This is a genomic window from Devosia sp. (genome assembly GCF_036676215.1).
Classification (GTDB): Bacteria; Pseudomonadota; Alphaproteobacteria; order Rhizobiales; family Devosiaceae; genus Devosia.
In genome coordinates this window covers 24300-41323 of record NZ_JAKFDJ010000226.1, presented here as the reverse complement: position 1 = coordinate 41323, position 17024 = coordinate 24300, and the positions used below count along the sequence as shown (strand labels likewise).

Genomic DNA, 17024 nt, shown 5'->3' with positions numbered 1-17024 from the left:
ACTATCTCCGTGGGGGAGGACTAAATGTTTGATTTGACTGGAAAACGCGCCCTGGTCACCGGCGCCAGCGGCGGTATCGGGCGCGAGATCGCCAAGGCCCTGGCTGCGGCCGGCGCTACCGTGGCCCTCAGTGGCACCCGCGTCGGTGCGCTCGAAGATACGGCGAAGGAAATCGGCAAGGACAGTCCCATTCTGCCCTGCAACCTCTCCAAACTCGACGAAGTCGACAAGCTCGTTCCCGCCGCCGAGGCGGCCTTGGGCGGCCTCGATATCCTGGTCAACAATGCTGGCATGACGCGCGACAATCTCTTCATGCGCATGAAGGACGAGGAGTGGGACGAGGTGATCGCCGTCAACCTCACCGCCGCTTTCCACCTCAACCGGGCCGTGCTGCGCGGCATGATGAAACAGCGCTTCGGCCGCATCATCGGCATATCCTCGGTGGTGGGCGTCATGGGCAATCCCGGGCAGGGCAACTACGCCGCCTCCAAGGCGGGCCTGATCGGCATGAACAAGGCTCTGGCCCACGAGGTCGCGTCGCGTGGCATCACGGTCAATTCCATTGCGCCCGGCTTCATCGCCTCGGCCATGACCGACGAGCTCAACGACAAGCAGCGCGAGTCGATCCTGTCCACGATTCCGTCCAACCGGCTGGGTACGGCGCAGGAAATTGCCGCCTGTGCGGTTTTCCTCGCCAGCGACGCTGCAGGCTACATCACCGGCCATACGCTCAACGTCAACGGCGGCATGGCAATGATCTGACCGCGTCGATCCGAAAAGTGGTCACCGGTTTTTCGGAATTAATCGACGCGGCGACAAAAACCGGCCGAAAGCCGTTGAAAACCGGGGCACCGGCTTCTGGGCAAGCCGCTGCAAGTGTGATACTCGGCCCCGCTGATAGCCGTGGCAGACTGCCTTGCAGGCGCCGGAAAGCGCGCCTACATTGCCAGACGGTCAGCCAAACACGGTGCTTGAAGATTTGGCACTGCGCCAATAAAGAAGCGAAACGAAACCTCGATTTCGAAAAGGGAAGTCAATATGAGCGATGTCGCTGATCGGGTCCGCAAGATCGTTGTGGAACACCTCAATGTGGATGCCGAGAAGGTTGTCGAAAAGGCCAGCTTCATCGACGATCTGGGTGCGGACTCTCTCGACCAGGTCGAACTGGTCATGGCCTTCGAAGAAGAATTCTCGGTCGAGATTCCCGATGACGCTGCCGAGTCGATTCAGACTTTCGGCGATGCCGTCTCCTTTCTCACTAAGGCCGTCGGCTAAGCCCCTCGGGCTTGGTCGGGCTTGGTTGAGTTAGGCAGGTAAAGCATGGAATTGCGCCGCGTTGTTGTCACCGGGTTGGGCCTCGTTACGCCCCTCGGCTGCGGAGTGGAAGCCACCTGGGCCAATATCTTGGCCGGGAAGAGTGGTGCCAAGCGCATCGACGAATTCGAGGTCGATGATATCGCCTGCCAGATCGCGCATCGGTTGCCGCTCGGCGATTACGCCGAGGGCAAGTACAATCCCGATGAGTGGATGGATAGCAAGGAACAGCGCAAGGTCGACCCCTTCATCGTTTACGCGATGGCGGCGGCCAAGCAGGCCATCGATGATGCCGGCGTTGAACCCAAGACCCAGGAAGACCAGGAGCGCACAGGCGTTCTGATCGGTTCCGGTATCGGCGGCGTTGGCGGCATCTATGATGCCTCCATCATCCTGCATGAAAAGGGTCCGCGCCGCATCAGCCCGTTCTTCATCCCGGGCCGGCTGATCAACCTCGCCTCCGGCTACGTCTCGATTCGATTCGGTCTCAAGGGACCGAACCACTCGGTCGTAACCGCCTGCTCCACGGGTGCCCATGCCATCGGCGATGCCGCCCGGCTGATCGCGCTTGGTGATGCTGACGTGATGGTTGCCGGTGGCGCCGAAAGCTGTGTCAATCGCTTGGCGCTGGCCGGTTTTGCCGCAGCCCGTGCCCTCTCGACCAATTTCAACGACAACCCGGCAGCCGCATCTCGTCCTTACGACAGGGATCGTGATGGCTTCGTCATGGGCGAGGGCGCCGGCATCGTCGTGCTCGAAGACTATGAGCGTGCCAAGGCGCGCGGTGCCAAGATCTACGGCGAAGTGATCGGCTACGGCCTTTCGGGCGACGCCTACCACATCACCGCTCCCTCGCCCGATGGCGATGGTGGCTTCCGCGCCATGAGCGCGGCGATCAAGCGCGCTGGTATCGACGCGGCCGACATCGACTACATCAACGCGCACGGCACTTCGACGCCGCTGGGCGACGAGATCGAACTGGGCGCTGTTACCCGCGTGCTGGGCGATGCCGCGCCCAAGACGGTGATGAGCTCCACCAAGTCCGCCATCGGCCACCTTCTAGGTGCCGCCGGCTCGGTTGAGGCGATCTTCTGCCTGCTGGCCATGCGCGACGGCATAGCGCCGCCGACGCTCAATCTTGACAACCCATCGGTCGAAACGGTGATCAATCTGGTGCCTAAAACGGCATTCAAGAAGGAGATCAACGTGGCGCTGTCCAATAGCTTTGGCTTCGGCGGCACCAATGCGAGCCTGGTGATGCGCAAAGTCAGCTGACTTTTCCACGATTCAAATGGAGGCACATCGCGTTGTTGCGCGGTGTGCCTCTTGTCTTTGTGCCCTTGGCACACCAACAATGCCGGCGGCCATGAGGCTGACTCAAAACGATGACAAGACCCGTCGCGCCCAACGCGAATGGGCTTCGAGGATGATCCAGCACGATGAATGATCGCAAGCCCAGGCGCCGCCGCCGCTCAAGCAATGGTTTCGTCGACATCCTCAATGGCTTGCTGACCCTGCTGGTCATCGGCCTGCTGCTGGCCGGTGGGCTCGTCGTCTATGGCGCCTCCCAGTTCTATGGCGATGGTCCCCTCACCGAAGAGGCTACCTTCCGCGTCGAATCGGGTTCGGGTCTGGCGTCCATTTCGACGCGCCTGGAAGAGCAGGGGCTCATCTCCAACCAATACATTTTCCAGGCCGGCGGCCGCCTCACCGAACGGCAGGCTGCGCTCAAGGCCGGCGATTTCCGTATTCCTGCCGGCGCCAGCATGGCCGACATCCTCCAGGAACTCACTGAGGGCAACCCGATCCGCTATGCAGTGACCATTCCCGAGGGCTGGACCTCCTGGGAGGCCTTGCAACGCCTCAATGCCGACGGCAACCTCGTTGGCGAAGTCACAGCGCTTCCGCCGGAGGGCTCCATCCTGCCCGGCAGCTATGACTACGTACCGGGCGACACGCGCCAGGCCGTTCTCGACAAGATGCAAGCCGCCATGACCGCCGAGCTTGCTGCCGTGTGGGAAACCCGTGTCGTCGATCTGCCGGTCGAGACACCCGAGCAATTGCTGGTGCTGGCCTCCATCGTCGAGAAGGAAACCGGCCTTGCCAGCGAGCGGCCGCAGGTCGCCGCGGTTTTCGTCAATCGCCTGCGCGACGGCATGCGCCTGCAGTCCGACCCCACCATCATCTACGGCATCACCAAGGGGCAATCGACCCTCGGTCGCGGCCTGCGCCGCTCCGAGATCGAGGCGCAGACGCCCTACAACACGTATCAGATCGATGGACTGCCCCCCACGCCCATTGCCAATCCGGGCATCGAGGCCTTGCGCGCCGTCGCCAATCCCGACACCCATGACTATCTCTATTTCGTCGCCAAGGGTGCCACGCCCAGCGAAGGCCATGTCTTTGCCGAAACCTATGCCGAGCATCAGGACAATGTCGCGCAATACCGCCGCATAGCCGCCGAAGCCGCCGCGCAGGCCGAGGCCGATGCGGAGGAGGCCCGGCAGGCCGTCGAGGCGGAGCAGGCCGCGGAAAATCCAGACGCGCCGGCCGCGGAGTGAGCCAGCCGCTCGCCAGCATGACCGGCTATGCCCGGGCCACCGGCGCGGTGCCCGGCGCCTCCTTCGCCTGCGAGGTGAAATCGGTCAATGGCCGCGGCCTCGATATAAGGCTGCGTCTGGCCCCCGGTCTCGATGCCCTTGAGAGCGACATCCGCCAGTTGGTCGGCAAGATGGTCTCGCGTGGTTCGGTCACCTTCAATCTCTCTGTCGAGCGCGACGGGGCAGGGGGCGACCTGCTCATCAACCGCCAGGCCTTGGCGACCGTCCTTGCTGCGCTTGAAGACCTCAAGGGCAAGGTCGAGGCGACCGCCCCTAGCCTGGATGGCATTCTCGGTCTCAAGGGCGTGCTGGAACAGCGCGACCGTCCCATGTCCACCGGCGCCGAAGAGACGCTCATCGCGGCCATCCTCGATGCCGCCTCCCAGGCCCTCGTTGATCTGGTGCTGGCGCGTCGTCAGGAGGGTAACCAGATCGCCACCATCTTGCTGGATCGGTTGGATCAGATCGAAGCACTGGTGAGTCAGGCTGAGCAGCATCCCGCCCGCAGCCGCGACGTCATTCTGGCCCGCCTGCGCGAGCAGGTCGCCGCCATCGCCGACGACATCACCATCCCCGAGGAGCGTCTCGCCCAGGAGGCGTTGCTGCTCGCCACCAAGGCCGATATCCGCGAGGAGCTCGACCGGCTGGTCGCGCATATCGCCAATGCCCGCCAGCTCATCCGGGGCGGCGGCGCCGTGGGCCGTCGGCTGGATTTCCTGGCGCAGGAATTCAATCGCGAAGCCAATACGCTCTGCAGCAAATCCAATGCGGTGGAGCTCACCGCCATCGGCCTTGACCTCAAGGCGGCGATCGATCAACTACGCGAACAAGTTCAGAATATCGAATAGGATCTGGCTGATGGAATCCCAGCGTCGCGGCGTCATGCTGGTTATTGCTTCGCCGTCGGGCGCGGGCAAATCCTCGATTTCCCGGTCCCTGTTCGGCCAGGATCCCAATATCCGCCTTTCGGTCTCGGTCACCACGCGGGCGCGCCGCACCGATGAAGTCGAGGGCACCCACTACTACTTCGTCGATGTGCCAACCTTCAACCGCATGAAGGCCGATGGCGAGCTGCTCGAATGGGCCCAGGTCCACGACAATTTCTACGGCACCCCGCGCGCCAGGGTCGAGGAGCAACTGGCTGCCGGCAACGACATCCTGTTCGACATCGACTATCAGGGCACGCTGCAGCTCTACGAAAAGAGCCGCAAGGACATGGTCACGGTGTTCATCCTGCCCCCGACCATCAAGGAGCTGCGGGCCCGGCTGGAGCGCCGCGCGCAGGACAGCGTCGGCACCATCGAAAAGCGTCTGCGCAACGCCAAGCTCGAGATGCAGCACTATTCCGAATACGACTACATCATCATCAACGATGACCTTGAAGCATCCGCCCAGAAAGTGCGCTCCATTCTGGCCGCAGCGCGCCTTGCGCGGCCCCGCCTTACCCAATTGGATAATTTCGTCAAGGACTTGCAGAACCAGATCGATTCGCTCTGAGACTTCGAGCCGACCGAAGGAAAATCGCTCCAGTGGAGCGATTTTAGGCGAGAAGGCCATGAGGGCTATGCCCGAATGGCGGAGCAGCGTGGAGATATCTTGCATGGCTGAAGCGCAGGTTCAGGTTGCCATCCGGCGCGGCACGCCTGCCTTTTTCCGCGCCAACACGGCTTTCTTCCTGTCGGCCTTTGCGATCTTTGCCTCGCTCTATTCTGTGCAGCCGCTGCTGCCGATCTTTGCGGTAGAGTTCGGGCTCGACGCCGCCACTAGCTCACTTGCACTGTCGGCCACCACCGCGACGCTCGCCGTCGCGCTGCTGCTCGCGAGCTGGGTAGCCGACCGCCTGGGCCGCAAGACCTTGATGGTCTGGGCCATCCTGCTCACCGCCACGCTGGGCCTGCTGCTACCCTTCGCGCCAAACTGGTGGTCGCTGATCGTCATCCGGACGCTGATGGGGCTCACGCTCTCCGGCCTGCCCGCCGTCGCCATGGTCTATCTCGCCGAGGAGATGGACCCCGATGCCCTCGGTTTTTCCATGGGTCTCTATATTGGCGGCACCGCTATCGGGGGCATGGCCGGGCGCCTGGTGTCAGGCGTGTTGACCGACTGGATCGGCTGGCGGCTGGCTTTGCTGGTGCTGGGCATCGCCATCGCAGCTGCGGCGCTGGCCGTGGTCCTGCTGCTGCCCACCCCGCACAATTCCGCCCGCTCCCGCCTCGGCATGCGTGACCTGGTGCGTCTCGTCGCCGTCCAGTTCACCGACAAGGGACTGCCCTGGCTCTTCGCTTCGGCCTTCCTGCTCATGGGCAGCTTCGTGACGCTCTATAACTATGCCGGCTTCCTCCTCGCTTTGCCGCCCTTCGCCCTCAGCCATTCCGCCATCGCCGCGATCTTCGTGGTCTATCTGTTCGGCAGCGTAAGCTCGGCATGGGCCGGCGGTCTGGCACAGCGCCTCGGCCGTCGCAAGGTCTACTGGACCTTGGTGCTCATCATGACCACCGGCGTCTTCCTCACGCTCATCCCGTCAACGCCCGCCATCATCGCCGGCCTCGCCATCGCCACCATCGGCTACTTCGCCGCTCACGGCATCGCCAGCGCCTGGGTTGCTCGCCGTGCCGTAGTCGGTCGCGCCCAGGCTTCGGCCATCTATCTGTTCGCCTACTATCTCGGCTCGTCTGTGCTGGGCACGCTCGGTGGATATGCCTGGATGGCGTGGGGCTGGCCGGGCGTGATGCTGGTCAGCGGCGGCGCCGCAATCGCCGCCTTCCTGGTGTCTGTCCGACTGATGTGGCTACCGGTATTGCCAATCCCGGAGCGTCCGGCCGAGCCCCCCGCCGGCGTCTAAGCCGCGCGCTTCAGCCTTTCCTGAGCGATGGCCTCGGCGTCCTCGCTGCTGGCGGCGAAGACCACCGCAATGCCCATCGCATTGGTAAACGCCTCCATGGCTTTGGCGATGGCAGGGGGCAGCTTGCTGCCATTGCCCACGATGATCATGCCGGCACATAGACGGGTCAGTTTGGTCCGATGCGTCTTGAACAACTGCGCCCGCATCTTCTTTTCGCTCGGGCTGGCCTCGGTGAGGTCGGAGAGGGATGGCATCCGGCCGGCCACCAGCACGAAGCGCTCGTCCTTGCTGAGGAGGTCGAGCAGCATATCGCGCGTTGCCGCCACATCCTCGGGCTCGTCATCCTCATGGTCTCGCATCCAGATGATGGGAAACTGCGTCATGTCGAGTTGCATTCCAGGCTCCAAACTAACATCGTTAGATGAAACTAACAGTGTTAATCTGCTGCCGCAAGGGGAGACCTGTCATGGCTTTGGAGCCCGCGTTGATCGTCGCTGCCGCCCTGGATTTGCTGGATGCAGAGGGCTTGGATGGGCTGACCATGCGCAAGCTGGCCGATGCGCTGGGCGTACAGGCGCCCTCGCTCTATTGGTATTTCCCGGGCAAGCCCGCTCTGCTCGACGCCATGGCCAATGCCCTGCTGGAAGACGTGGCCCGCACCATCGACAAGTCCGCCGATTTTCGTCTGGTGCTCCGGCAGACGTCTCAGGAATTGCGTCGTGCCCTGCTGGCGCGGCGCGACGGTGCCCGGGTCTATGCCGGTACATTCGTTTTGGGTGAGAATGTCCTGCGCCTGGCCGAAGCCAATATCGGCACGTTGATGGCGGCCGGGTTTGATGCCCGGACATCGATGCGGACCGGCTTCTCGCTGCTCTATTTCGTGCTGGGCTTTGTCATCGAAGAACAGGCCTGGGCGCGTGAAACCGGTACCGATCCATCCATATTCGCCACCCGCCTCGCGCAATGGGGCGAAGGCCGGTTTCCGGCCGTCGAAGCCGCGTTGCCGCACTTCGCCGAGCTTGATCAGGAGGAGCGCTTCACCTTCGGTCTTGACCTGATGCTAAGCGGTTTTGGTCGGCCGGCCTCTGGCCCGGACGACAAGATCGAGCACTTTCTCAAAGTCTGGAATACGCTGCGCTGATCGCTTCAGACCGTGGAGGCCCGGCTCGCATTGCGCAGGCCCGGCAATGCCCGCGCCATGGCCAGAAACGCCGCCACGGGCAGTTCCTCGGCCCGCTCGTCGCCCCGCAGCCCGGCGGCCAGCAATAGTCCCTCCACCGGCACGCCAGCGGCCTTAAGGCTCTGCCGTACCATCTTGCGCCTCTGCCCGAAGGCGGCGCGGGTAATGTGTTCGAGGTCCTTGACGGTCACGTCGTCGTCCACCGCCTTGGGAACCAGATGTACCACGGCCGAGGTGACATTGGGTGGCGGCACGAAGGCCTGGCGGCCGACATTGAAGGCAATCCGCGCCTCGGTGCGCCATCCGGCCAGCACGCCCAACCTTCCATAGGGATCTTCGCTCGGTTTTGCGCAAATGCGCTCGGCCACTTCCCGCTGGAACATCAGCGTCAGGCTCTCGAAAAAGCTCGGCCAGGGGTCCAGCGTCAGCCAGCCGGTCAGCAGCGGGGTGGCGATGTTATAGGGCAGGTTGGCGATGATGCGGGTCGGACCCTCCGCCAGCAGGCGATAATCCATTTCCATGGCATCGCCGCTGATCACCGTCAGCCGCCCCGGATAGGCCTCGGCGATTTGCGCCAGCGCCGGCAGGGCCCGCGCGTCCCGCTCGATGGCGATCACCTCGCGCGCCCCCTCGGCCAGCAAGGCCCGCGTCAACCCGCCGGGTCCCGGTCCCACTTCGATGACGCGCACGCCCTCCAGCGGTCCGGCAACCCGCGCGATGCGCGACGTCAGGTTGAGGTCGAGCAGGAAGTTCTGCCCGAGTTCCTTCTTGGCGCGCAGGCCATGCTCGGCGATCACCTCGCGCAGCGGCGGCAGATTGTCGATCTGGCTCATCGCGTGGCCGTCATGGCATCGGCCATCTGGATGGCCGCGAGGAAACTCGCCGACGAGGCGCGCCCGCTGCCTGCCAGGTCAAATGCGGTGCCATGGTCCGGGGAGGTGCGCACAATGGGCAGGCCCAGCGTCACGTTGACCGCCTCCTCGAAGGCCACCGTCTTGATCGGGATCAGCGCCTGGTCGTGATACATGGCCACCACCGCGTCATAGCGCGCCCAATGGGTGGGGTAGAACAGCGTATCGGCGGGCAGGGGACCCTCGATGCCGATACCCTCGAATTGCAGCTGGGCGACGGCCGGTCCGATGATTTCCAGCTCTTCCCGGCCAATGGCGCCGCCTTCTCCGGCATGCGGATTGAGCCCCGCCACTCCGATCTGCGGATTGGCAATGCCGAAGCGGTGCCTGAGATCATGCGCCACGATTCGCACCGTCTCGACGATGAGCTCCTTTGTCAGCAGCCCTGGTACGTCGCGGATCGGCACATGGATGGTTACCGGCACCGCCCGCAGCCCGCCATGCGCCAGCATCATCACTGGCAGCCTCGGTGTGCCGCCACGGGCACACAGTTCGGCCAGGAATTCGGTATGGCCCGGATGCTTGAATCCGGCGTTATAGAGCACGCCCTTGTGGATGGGCGCGGTCACCAGCCCACGACAGGCGCCGGTCAGCGTCGCCTCGACGGCCTCCTGAATGGACCGGATCACGGCGCCCGCCGACACCTGCGATGCTTGGCCCGGGTGGTCGGGCACCAGCCCTTCAACCTCGGCCACCGGCAGGGCATCGGCGAAAGCCGCATTGGCTCCATCGGCCCCAACGCTGGTGATGTCGATGCTCAGGCCCAGCCGTGCCGCGCGCGCCTTGAGGAATTCGGCGTTGCCGAAGACGCAAAAGGCCGGCAAACCCAGCTCGGCCCGCTGCGCATAGAGCGCCAGGATGATATCAGGCCCCACGCCCGCGGGTTCGCCCATGCTGATGGCCAGCGCCTTGTCCATCTCGGCCCCCGTCGGTGAACAGCGTAGGGCCCGCCACGCGGGCCCGTTCTTGCGATTAACAGAAGGGCCCGCCGAAGCGGGCCGGTCTGGATTAATTGTAGATGATCTTGGCCTGCTTGCGCAGGTTGGCCATATAGCTCTCGCTCTGGCCGGCAAGCACGTCATTGCCTGCCTCTGCGCGCAGGTCGCTCTTGATGAAGGTCAGGTCTTCCGCCTGGGCCTTCTCGCAGACGGCCAGCATGGAAACGCCGGTTTCAACCACGCGCGGCTTGGTGATGCCGCCGACATTGAGCCCGGCCAGTTCCTTGGCGATAGCTTCCGGCAGCTGCGTCGCATGCCGACGTCCCACGTCGATCACCGCTGCGTCCGTATAGGCCAGCGACAGATCCACCGCAGTATCGCAGCCGGAAAACTGGGAACGATAGTTGTTGGCCTGCCCGGCGCGGCCGCCCGAACCGCTACCCACAAAGATGATTTCTTTGAGGATATAATCGAAGGTCTGGTGGGCCTGCACTTGGGTTGCCGCCTCCTGGTCGAGCTGCAGTTCGGAAATCTGCACCTGCGGCATGATCACCTGCTCGGTGATCGCATTCCAGGCGATGGCCGCGCGGAGCCGGTCCTTGAGCGTGTCCATGCCGACGCCGCCCTGCTGCAGCATATTGATCAGCTTGTCCTGGCTTACATTCATATTGCGCGCGATCTGCAGCAGCGCCTCATCGATCTGCGCATTGGACACGGTAATGCCAATGCGCTTGGCTTCACTGATCTGGATGGCTTCGTCGATCAACTGTTCGGTAGCGCCTTTGGAGCCGCCGCTGCTGCCTTCAAGCGCAAACAGCTTCTGGCGCTGCGCTACCTGCAGATCGGTGATCGGCGTGCCGTTCACGGTCACCCGGGCACTCTGCGCAACGGCTGGCATGGCCGCCCCGATGGTCAGAATCGCGCCCACGATCATGGCGCTGGCTGCGCGCCTCCAGAGATTTTTGGTCATCGTATTCTTCCGCCTCGCGTCAAAGCACCCGCCCTCAATGCGGCGGGAACTGCGCCCTGTCAATTGCCCCATGATTGAGGCCAAAATCCGATATCGCCTAGAACCCTGGAAGGGTAAGGGGCACCGCGCCCTGGTACCCGAGATTGAGCCCCGCCGGTGCCTTGATCCGGAACGTCGCGGTCACCGTGGTTGCATCAGGTGAGCTATGCGTCGGCCCGGTGCGGTTGGCATTCGCGCCGATCACCAGATAGCCATCGTCATAGGTCACGCCGCCGCCCACCTGCAGCCAGCTGTTGCCTGCCAGGTCCCAGGAGGCATTGCTGCTGAGCGACCAGTATTCGGCCACCGGAATGGTGATCGTGCCGCCGATTTCGTGCTGGTCCTTCAGCGTGCCAACGCTCGCATTGGCGGCCAGGAAACCGTAATCAACGGTCGCCGCATAGCCCGCCTTCGCATAGCCCACACCCAATCCGGTCCGGGTGATCTGCGGGGTGGCGGTGTCGACCTGCAGCTTGCCGCCCAGCGTCAGCCCTTCGGAGAACGAGGCATAGGCGCCCAGCACGGCATAAGAAGCCGTGGCGCTCATCCCGGCGCCAACGCCGGTCTGGGCGGGGTCGGCAGCCGCAAAGGCATTGCTGCCCGCCAGCTGGAAGGATTGGCCCGCAATGACTTCGAAATAGCCACCGTCGGCGAAATTGGCCTGGTAGCGCCCGCCCACATTGGCGCGCAGCCCGGTCTCCTGCCGGTCGCCGCCCGAGAAGCGGTTGTAGCTGAACAAATTCGTGTCATCGAACACGAAACTCTGGGCATCGTCATTGGTGATGCCCACAGCGGTGGTGTTGGAACCGCGATAGACCAGCTGGCCAATGGGCTCGATCAGGTGGACCGTCGAACCGTCATTGGCCGCCATCGGAAAGCGCACATCCATGGCTGCGATTGGCGTGGCGCTCCACAGCGTCGTCGCGCCGGGCAGGGCGGCACTGGTGCCGTCGTAATAGGCCACGTCGCCGCGTCCGCCCAGATAAGGCGTTGCCACAAACCCGCCCGAGCCGATAAACTGCCGCTGCCAGCCCGCCTGCAGGTTCAGATGCTGCTTGTTGCCGGCATAGCCGAATGTATAGGGAGTTCCGTTGGGCGTCGTCGTGGATGAATCCAGATCCCGATGCACGCCCAGCAGGCGGCCGCTGATTTCGATCCGCCCCGCTTCCGGCCCCAGCTCCTCGACATGCTCGAACCGCACCACCGGCAGCGCCTTGCCTTGCTGCCCCTGCGAAGCAGCCGTCACGTCGCCCAGCAGGTTGAAGTGCTGCAGGCGGACGTCGAAGAACGTGTCATCGGTCAGATGCGTCGCATAGACCTGATTGACCGAGGACTTGGCAGTGGTCAGCCGATAGTCGGGCAGATAGGCCGCGTCGGTGAACGCCACATAGCTCCACCCCACCGTCCAGTCCTCGATCGGGGTGAATTCGCCTGACATCTGCACCGCGCCGCGCCAGTCGCGCTTCGCTTCGGTGAATGAAAAGGCCGACTGGTCGAACTGGTAGAGGCCGGAGGCCTTGATCTGGAACGAGCCGTTGTCGAACCGCTGCAGCCATTCTGCGCCCAGCAGGAACCCCTGCCGGCTCATGAAGGTCGGCGTCAGGATGATGTCGGTCCAGCGGCTCGAATAGGCGGCATAGGGCACCACAAGCGTGTGCCCGGTCTTCTCGCTATAGTCGTAAATCGGGGTCCGTACATTGGCCACGGTGTTCGCGCTGGTGTCGGGGAGCCACAGGTAGGGCAGCCACGCGACTGGAATGCCAAGGATCGACAGCGTCGGTTGCTCGAGGGCAAGCGAGCCGTCCTCGGCATTGTAGGTGATGCGCGAAGCGTTGACCGACCAGCCGATGCGGCGCCCCGCATCGTCGATGCAGTCCCCGCAGGGTGCGTAGGTTGCCTTCTCCATCAGGGTCCGTAGCGCGGCATCGTAATCAACGCTGTCGGCGGTGATCCGCGCACCGTCGTAGCTGGTGATGGTCAGCGAATTGATGAAAGCCTGCTTCATCCCACCGGTGACATCCAGGTCGACCATCTCGGCCAGGTTGCCGGAGGGATCGAGGATGGTGACATCGCCGACAAATTTGAGGTTACCGGTGGCCCGGTTATAGACTAGGTTCTGGCCGGTCAGCGTATAGCCGCTCTGGCTGAGCACCACATCGCCGCTGGCCGTGATGATATTGTTCACGCTGTCGAAAGTCAGCGTATTGGCTTCGATCGCCGACGGTGCGGAGCTGTCGATCGGTGCGTTGAAAAAATCTGTGGGAACAAGGCCTTGCGCAAAGGCGGTGGAGGTTAGGGTAAGCGCAAGCAGCGCACTGGCCAGGGCCAGGCGGCGTGGCGACATCCCCCTCTTGGCACTCGCCATCATACTCACGCGCGCCCGTCTTCTTTATACAGCAGCACCGTCACGCCGATGACGATGGCTACAAACGCCGGTCCGACTGCCGCAAACGTGGGATCGAGAACACCGGTCGACCCGGCTCGGTCGGCCATCTCTGTAATCACGAAAACAACAAATCCCAGCACGATCCCATAGAGAACCGCAGGACCATAATTAGAGCCTCTTCGATAACCTGCAGTAAACGCAAAAGCAATGAACAGCGAGCCCGTCAGCACCAGCGGCAGGGCCAGCAGCTTGATCAGCCGCATCGTCCCCGCCGTGCGGATGCTGGCATCGGCCACGCCGGCCTGCAGCAGGCGCGCCAGTTCGAAAAACGTCATGTCCTCGGTCGATGCCAGCTTCAGGCCGATTTCCGCAGCCGAGGAGCTGGTCGGCACCGTGTAGTTATAGACGGTTTCGGCCTGCCGGTCGGGGTTGCGGACAATGGCCGTCGGAAACACCCATTGCCCATTCTCCAGCCGCGCCTCAGAGGCCTCCACGCGCGCTGAATCACTCTGCCCCAGGTGAAACAGCGTCACCTGGCCTAGCACCGCGCCCCCTGGCTGCATGCCGGTGGCCATCATCACATAGTGGATGTCGCCGTTGCGCTGTTCGAGCCACACCTCGCCTGGCGGGGTCAGCATGGCCGCCTGGCCGGGAGGCGTCGGGCTGAGCTGGCGGTTGATCTGCGTGCTCAGCGTCTCCACCCCCAGCGCCACCAGCAGGCTCACCGCCGCCAGCGCGATGACCGGCGCGCGCACCGTGCGCCAGATGGAGATGCCGCTGGCCTGGATCACCGTGAGCTCGTGCCGCGCCTTGAGGTCGATGAAGCCGAGGATGGCGCCCATCAGCACGGTCACGGGCAGGGTCTTGATCGTCCACTTCACCCCGCTCATCGCCACCATGACGACCGCCATATGCAGCCCGTGATTGTCGGCCACGAAATTGAATCGCCACGTATCGAGCGACTCGACCAGCGCGATGAGGCCGTAGAACACCAGCACCGTCACCCCGATACGGCTGCCCAGCCGGTTGAGCACAATCCAGTCGATGCGGCTCATGGCACTGCCACCATGGGGATGGGCCGTGGTCGCGTGCGCATGAGCAGGGCACCCCCGGCCACCACGATGAGCAGCAGCGCGCCCGTTCCTGTGCCCAGTGGGCTATAGGCGCTCAGGCCCCGCTCGCTGAAGGCGATGAGCAGCACCACCGCCTCCATTGGCACGTTGAACCGTGTACGCCTTCCGCTTGGAAATCCCATGATGGCCAGCACCATCATGGCCATGCCGATGACCCGTAGGCCCTCCGCCATGCGGTTTGCCAGCAGCGTCAGCAGCGATTGGCTCCAATTGCCGCTGGCCAGGGCTTCGGCGACCAGCGACACGCTATCCTGCGCCAGCATCGGGTCGATCTGCGCCACCGGCTGTGACAGTTGGTCCACGCTGAGGTCATAGCGGGCAAAGGAAATTTCGGAGAACCGCCCATTGGCCTGGGTATATTGCAGCGTGCCATTGCGCAGCTCGAGCACGTAATTCGCGCCATCGGTGGAGACCCGTGCGGAGTCGGCGATATAGGTGCGCCGCGTCTCCGGTTCGCGCCGGTCGTCGGCGAAGAATTCGCTGATCTCGCCATCGCTGCCGCGTCCGCCGATCAGCAGCACCACGCCGGGCGTCACCTGGGTGAAGCGCCCCGGCCGCAGGGTCGAGCTGACCAGATCCGCCGCCACGCTCGCATTGAGCAGGTTGAGCCGGCGATTGGCATAGGGCTCGATGAAGTTGGACAGCAGCAGCACGCCCACCACGCCCGCTCCGGCCACCAATGCCGTGGCCCGCCACAGCGACCCCAGCCCATGGCTGGTGTGGATAATGTGCAATTCCCGATTGGCCTGCAGCGATTGCAGGGCCCGGGTCAGTCCGATGCCGATGCAGACATAGAAAAAAGAGATGGCCAGCGGCGGCATCGTCAGCAGCGCCTGCACCCCGAGCACCACTATGCTTTGTCCCTTGACGGAAACCACGTCGAACGAGCGTAGGCAGTTGACCAGCCACAGCAGGAAACAGACGACACCGAACAGGATCAGCGCGTCGGCAACGAACAGCCGGGCAAGATAGGCGGTCAGTCTCTTCATGCGGTAAGGTCAGTCTATCCGGGGCCGCGGGCAGCTCCCACGCATGCGCCGGACCTTGGTGCAGTTTGCGGTGCCGCACAAGCGTGCAGCCGCCCATCCACCGATTTGTCCGCCACCCTGTTGCGGGATTGACGCGGGCGGGAAACACCTCAATGTAAAGCCATTGCAGTCCCCCGTCGGCGCCCGCCCGTTTTGCCAATCAAGGCCCTCCATGTCCCAGTCCATCACCATTCGCGCCGCCGCGCTTGCCGGCGCCTCCGCACCCTTGACCATCATCTACGCCGCTGAAGACGCTGCGCCCGCCGGCGCTGCCGCTGCCATCTGGGCCGCCACCGGCCTCAACTGGGTCGAGACCGCCGCTGCCGCCGCCTTCAAGGGCAAGCAGGGCCAGGCGCTCGACGTCATGGGCAAAGGCGGTCGCCGCCTGCTGGTGCTGGGAAGCGGCAAGGCCGACACCGATGCGCCGCTCAACAGCTGGACCGACCGCGGCGGCTCGCTGCTGGCAAAGATCGCCGCGACCCGCGCCGAAACCGTCTCGGTCATCCTCGACGAAGTCGCGGCCAGCCCCGCCGCAATCGCCGAACTGGCCGCGGGCCTCCGCCTGCGCCACTACAAGTTCGACAAATACAAGTCCATCCGTGCCGAGGACGCACCCGCTGCGCTCGCCGTCACCCTGCATGTGGCTGATCCCGCCGCCGCCGAAACCGCCATCGCCGATCGCAATGCCACGGTCGATGGCACGCTGCTCGCCCGCGATCTGGTCAACGAACCCGCCAATGTCCTCGGCCCCGTCGAATTCGCCGCCCGCGCCGCCCAGCTGTCCGATCTTGGCGTCGAGGTCGAAATTCTCGAGCCCGAAGCGCTGGAAAAGCTGGGCATGGGCTCGCTGCTCTGTGTCGCGCAGGGCTCCGACCGCCCGGCGCGCCTCGTCATCATGCACTGGCGGGGTGGCGAGGCCGGCGCCGCGCCGCTGGCTTTCGTCGGCAAGGGCGTGGTGTTCGATACCGGCGGCATTTCCATCAAGCCCGCCGCGAATATGGAAGACATGAAGGGCGACATGGGTGGCGCGGCCGCCGTCACCGGGCTGATGCATGCCCTCGCGGCCCGCAAGGCCCCGGTCAACGCCGTCGGCGTCATCGGCCTGGTTGAAAACATGCCCTCGGGCGGCTCGGTGCGCCCAGGCGATATCGTCAAGGCCATGAGCGGCACCACCATCGAGGTGATCAATACCGATGCCGAGGGCCGCCTCGTGCTTGCCGATGCCCTCTGGTACACGCAGGACCGCTTCAAGCCCCGCTTCATGATCAACCTGGCGACCCTCACCGGCGCCATCATCGTTGCCCTGGGCCACGAGCATGCCGGCCTCTTCTCCAACAATGACGAACTGTCGATCCAACTGCTCAATGCCGGGCTCAACGCCAACGAAAAGCTCTGGCGCATGCCGCTGGCCCCGGCCTACGACAAGATGATCGAATCCAAATTCGCCGACATCCGCAATTCGGTCGGCCGCCCCGCCGGCTCGATCACCGCCGCGCAGTTCCTGCAGCGCTTCGTCAACAACGTCCCCTGGGCCCATCTCGACATCGCCGGCACGGCCTTCGGGGCAGGGACCTCCGAGATCAACGCCTCCTGGGCCCCCGGCTTCGGCGTGGCACTGCTCGATCGTTTGGTCAGGGATTATTATCAGGGGTAGCCCTGCCTTCTTCCCCTCTCCCCTTGTGG

The 17024-nt window shown here is 64.0% G+C and carries 16 protein-coding genes; 9 read left to right on the top strand and 7 right to left on the bottom strand.

Translation table 11 applies throughout. The features are described 5' to 3' along the window. Window positions 1-24: 24 nt before the first annotated feature. The 7 genes from fabG to V6M52_RS19210 all read left to right on the top strand — a co-directional run bounded on the left by fabG (window position 25) and on the right by V6M52_RS19210 (window position 6756). Complete coding sequence (fabG, locus tag V6M52_RS19240) at window positions 25-762, top strand: 3-oxoacyl-[acyl-carrier-protein] reductase (RefSeq protein ID WP_332687351.1); 738 nt, start codon at window positions 25-27, stop codon at window positions 760-762. 276 nt (window positions 763-1038) lie between these two features. Continuing rightward, window positions 1039-1275 carry an acyl carrier protein gene (locus V6M52_RS19235; protein ID WP_035100440.1) on the top strand — a complete coding sequence of 79 codons (237 nt, stop codon included), beginning with the start codon at window positions 1039-1041 and terminating at the stop codon, window positions 1273-1275. 51 nt (window positions 1276-1326) lie between these two features. After that, the gene (fabF, locus tag V6M52_RS19230; RefSeq protein WP_332702644.1) at window positions 1327-2589 is read left to right on the top strand and encodes a beta-ketoacyl-ACP synthase II; all 1263 of its coding nucleotides are present in this window, start codon (window positions 1327-1329) and stop codon (window positions 2587-2589) included. Window positions 2590-2753: 164 nt separating this feature from the next. After that, a complete protein-coding gene (gene mltG / locus V6M52_RS19225; protein WP_332687349.1) occupies window positions 2754-3875 on the top strand; it encodes an endolytic transglycosylase MltG in 1122 nt (373 codons plus the stop codon). Then, on the top strand, window positions 3872-4762 hold the full coding sequence (locus tag V6M52_RS19220) for a YicC/YloC family endoribonuclease (RefSeq protein WP_332702599.1): 891 nt from the start codon (window positions 3872-3874) through the stop codon (window positions 4760-4762). The genes mltG and V6M52_RS19220 overlap by 4 nt, the downstream gene beginning before the upstream one ends. 10 nt (window positions 4763-4772) lie before the next feature. Beyond that, the gene (gene gmk, locus V6M52_RS19215; RefSeq protein ID WP_332687347.1) at window positions 4773-5411 is read left to right on the top strand and encodes a guanylate kinase; all 639 of its coding nucleotides are present in this window, start codon (window positions 4773-4775) and stop codon (window positions 5409-5411) included. A 103-nt stretch (window positions 5412-5514) separates the two neighbouring features. Next, window positions 5515-6756 carry an MFS transporter gene (locus V6M52_RS19210; protein ID WP_332702597.1) on the top strand — a complete coding sequence of 414 codons (1242 nt, stop codon included), beginning with the start codon at window positions 5515-5517 and terminating at the stop codon, window positions 6754-6756. Here V6M52_RS19210 and V6M52_RS19205 read toward each other — a convergent pair. After that, entirely contained in the window at window positions 6753-7151 is a 399-nt protein-coding gene (locus V6M52_RS19205; protein ID WP_332702595.1) for a hypothetical protein, read from the bottom strand. The genes V6M52_RS19210 and V6M52_RS19205 overlap by 4 nt on opposite strands. Before the next feature lie 71 nt (window positions 7152-7222). Here V6M52_RS19205 and V6M52_RS19200 point away from each other — a divergent pair, with 71 nt between their 5' ends. After that, a complete protein-coding gene (locus tag V6M52_RS19200) occupies window positions 7223-7897 on the top strand; it encodes a TetR/AcrR family transcriptional regulator C-terminal domain-containing protein (protein ID WP_332702593.1) in 675 nt (224 codons plus the stop codon). Between the two features lie 5 nt (window positions 7898-7902). Here V6M52_RS19200 and rsmA read toward each other — a convergent pair whose 3' ends face one another. The 6 genes from rsmA to V6M52_RS19170 all read right to left on the bottom strand — a co-directional run bounded on the left by rsmA (window position 7903) and on the right by V6M52_RS19170 (window position 15302). Continuing rightward, window positions 7903-8769: a 16S rRNA (adenine(1518)-N(6)/adenine(1519)-N(6))-dimethyltransferase RsmA gene (gene rsmA, locus V6M52_RS19195; protein ID WP_332702591.1), complete on the bottom strand. Its 867-nt coding sequence runs from the start codon at window positions 8767-8769 to the stop codon at window positions 7903-7905. After that, entirely contained in the window at window positions 8766-9764 is a 999-nt protein-coding gene (gene pdxA, locus V6M52_RS19190) for a 4-hydroxythreonine-4-phosphate dehydrogenase PdxA (protein ID WP_332702589.1), read from the bottom strand. Before pdxA ends, rsmA begins: the two co-directional genes overlap by 4 nt. Window positions 9765-9855: 91 nt before the next feature. Beyond that, on the bottom strand, window positions 9856-10755 hold the full coding sequence (locus tag V6M52_RS19185; protein ID WP_332702587.1) for a peptidylprolyl isomerase: 900 nt from the start codon (window positions 10753-10755) through the stop codon (window positions 9856-9858). A gap of 97 nt (window positions 10756-10852) precedes the next feature. Beyond that, window positions 10853-13138 carry an LPS-assembly protein LptD gene (locus tag V6M52_RS19180; RefSeq protein WP_332702586.1) on the bottom strand — a complete coding sequence of 762 codons (2286 nt, stop codon included), beginning with the start codon at window positions 13136-13138 and terminating at the stop codon, window positions 10853-10855. A gap of 26 nt (window positions 13139-13164) precedes the next feature. Continuing rightward, the gene (locus tag V6M52_RS19175) at window positions 13165-14235 is read right to left on the bottom strand and encodes an LptF/LptG family permease (RefSeq protein ID WP_332687339.1); all 1071 of its coding nucleotides are present in this window, start codon (window positions 14233-14235) and stop codon (window positions 13165-13167) included. Next, a complete protein-coding gene (locus tag V6M52_RS19170; protein WP_332702584.1) occupies window positions 14232-15302 on the bottom strand; it encodes an LptF/LptG family permease in 1071 nt (356 codons plus the stop codon). The genes V6M52_RS19175 and V6M52_RS19170 overlap by 4 nt, the downstream gene beginning before the upstream one ends. A 211-nt stretch (window positions 15303-15513) precedes the next feature. Between V6M52_RS19170 and V6M52_RS19165 the strand changes: the two genes are divergently transcribed. Next, complete coding sequence (locus tag V6M52_RS19165; RefSeq protein ID WP_332702582.1) at window positions 15514-16995, top strand: leucyl aminopeptidase; 1482 nt, start codon at window positions 15514-15516, stop codon at window positions 16993-16995. Window positions 16996-17024: the final 29 nt, after the last annotated feature.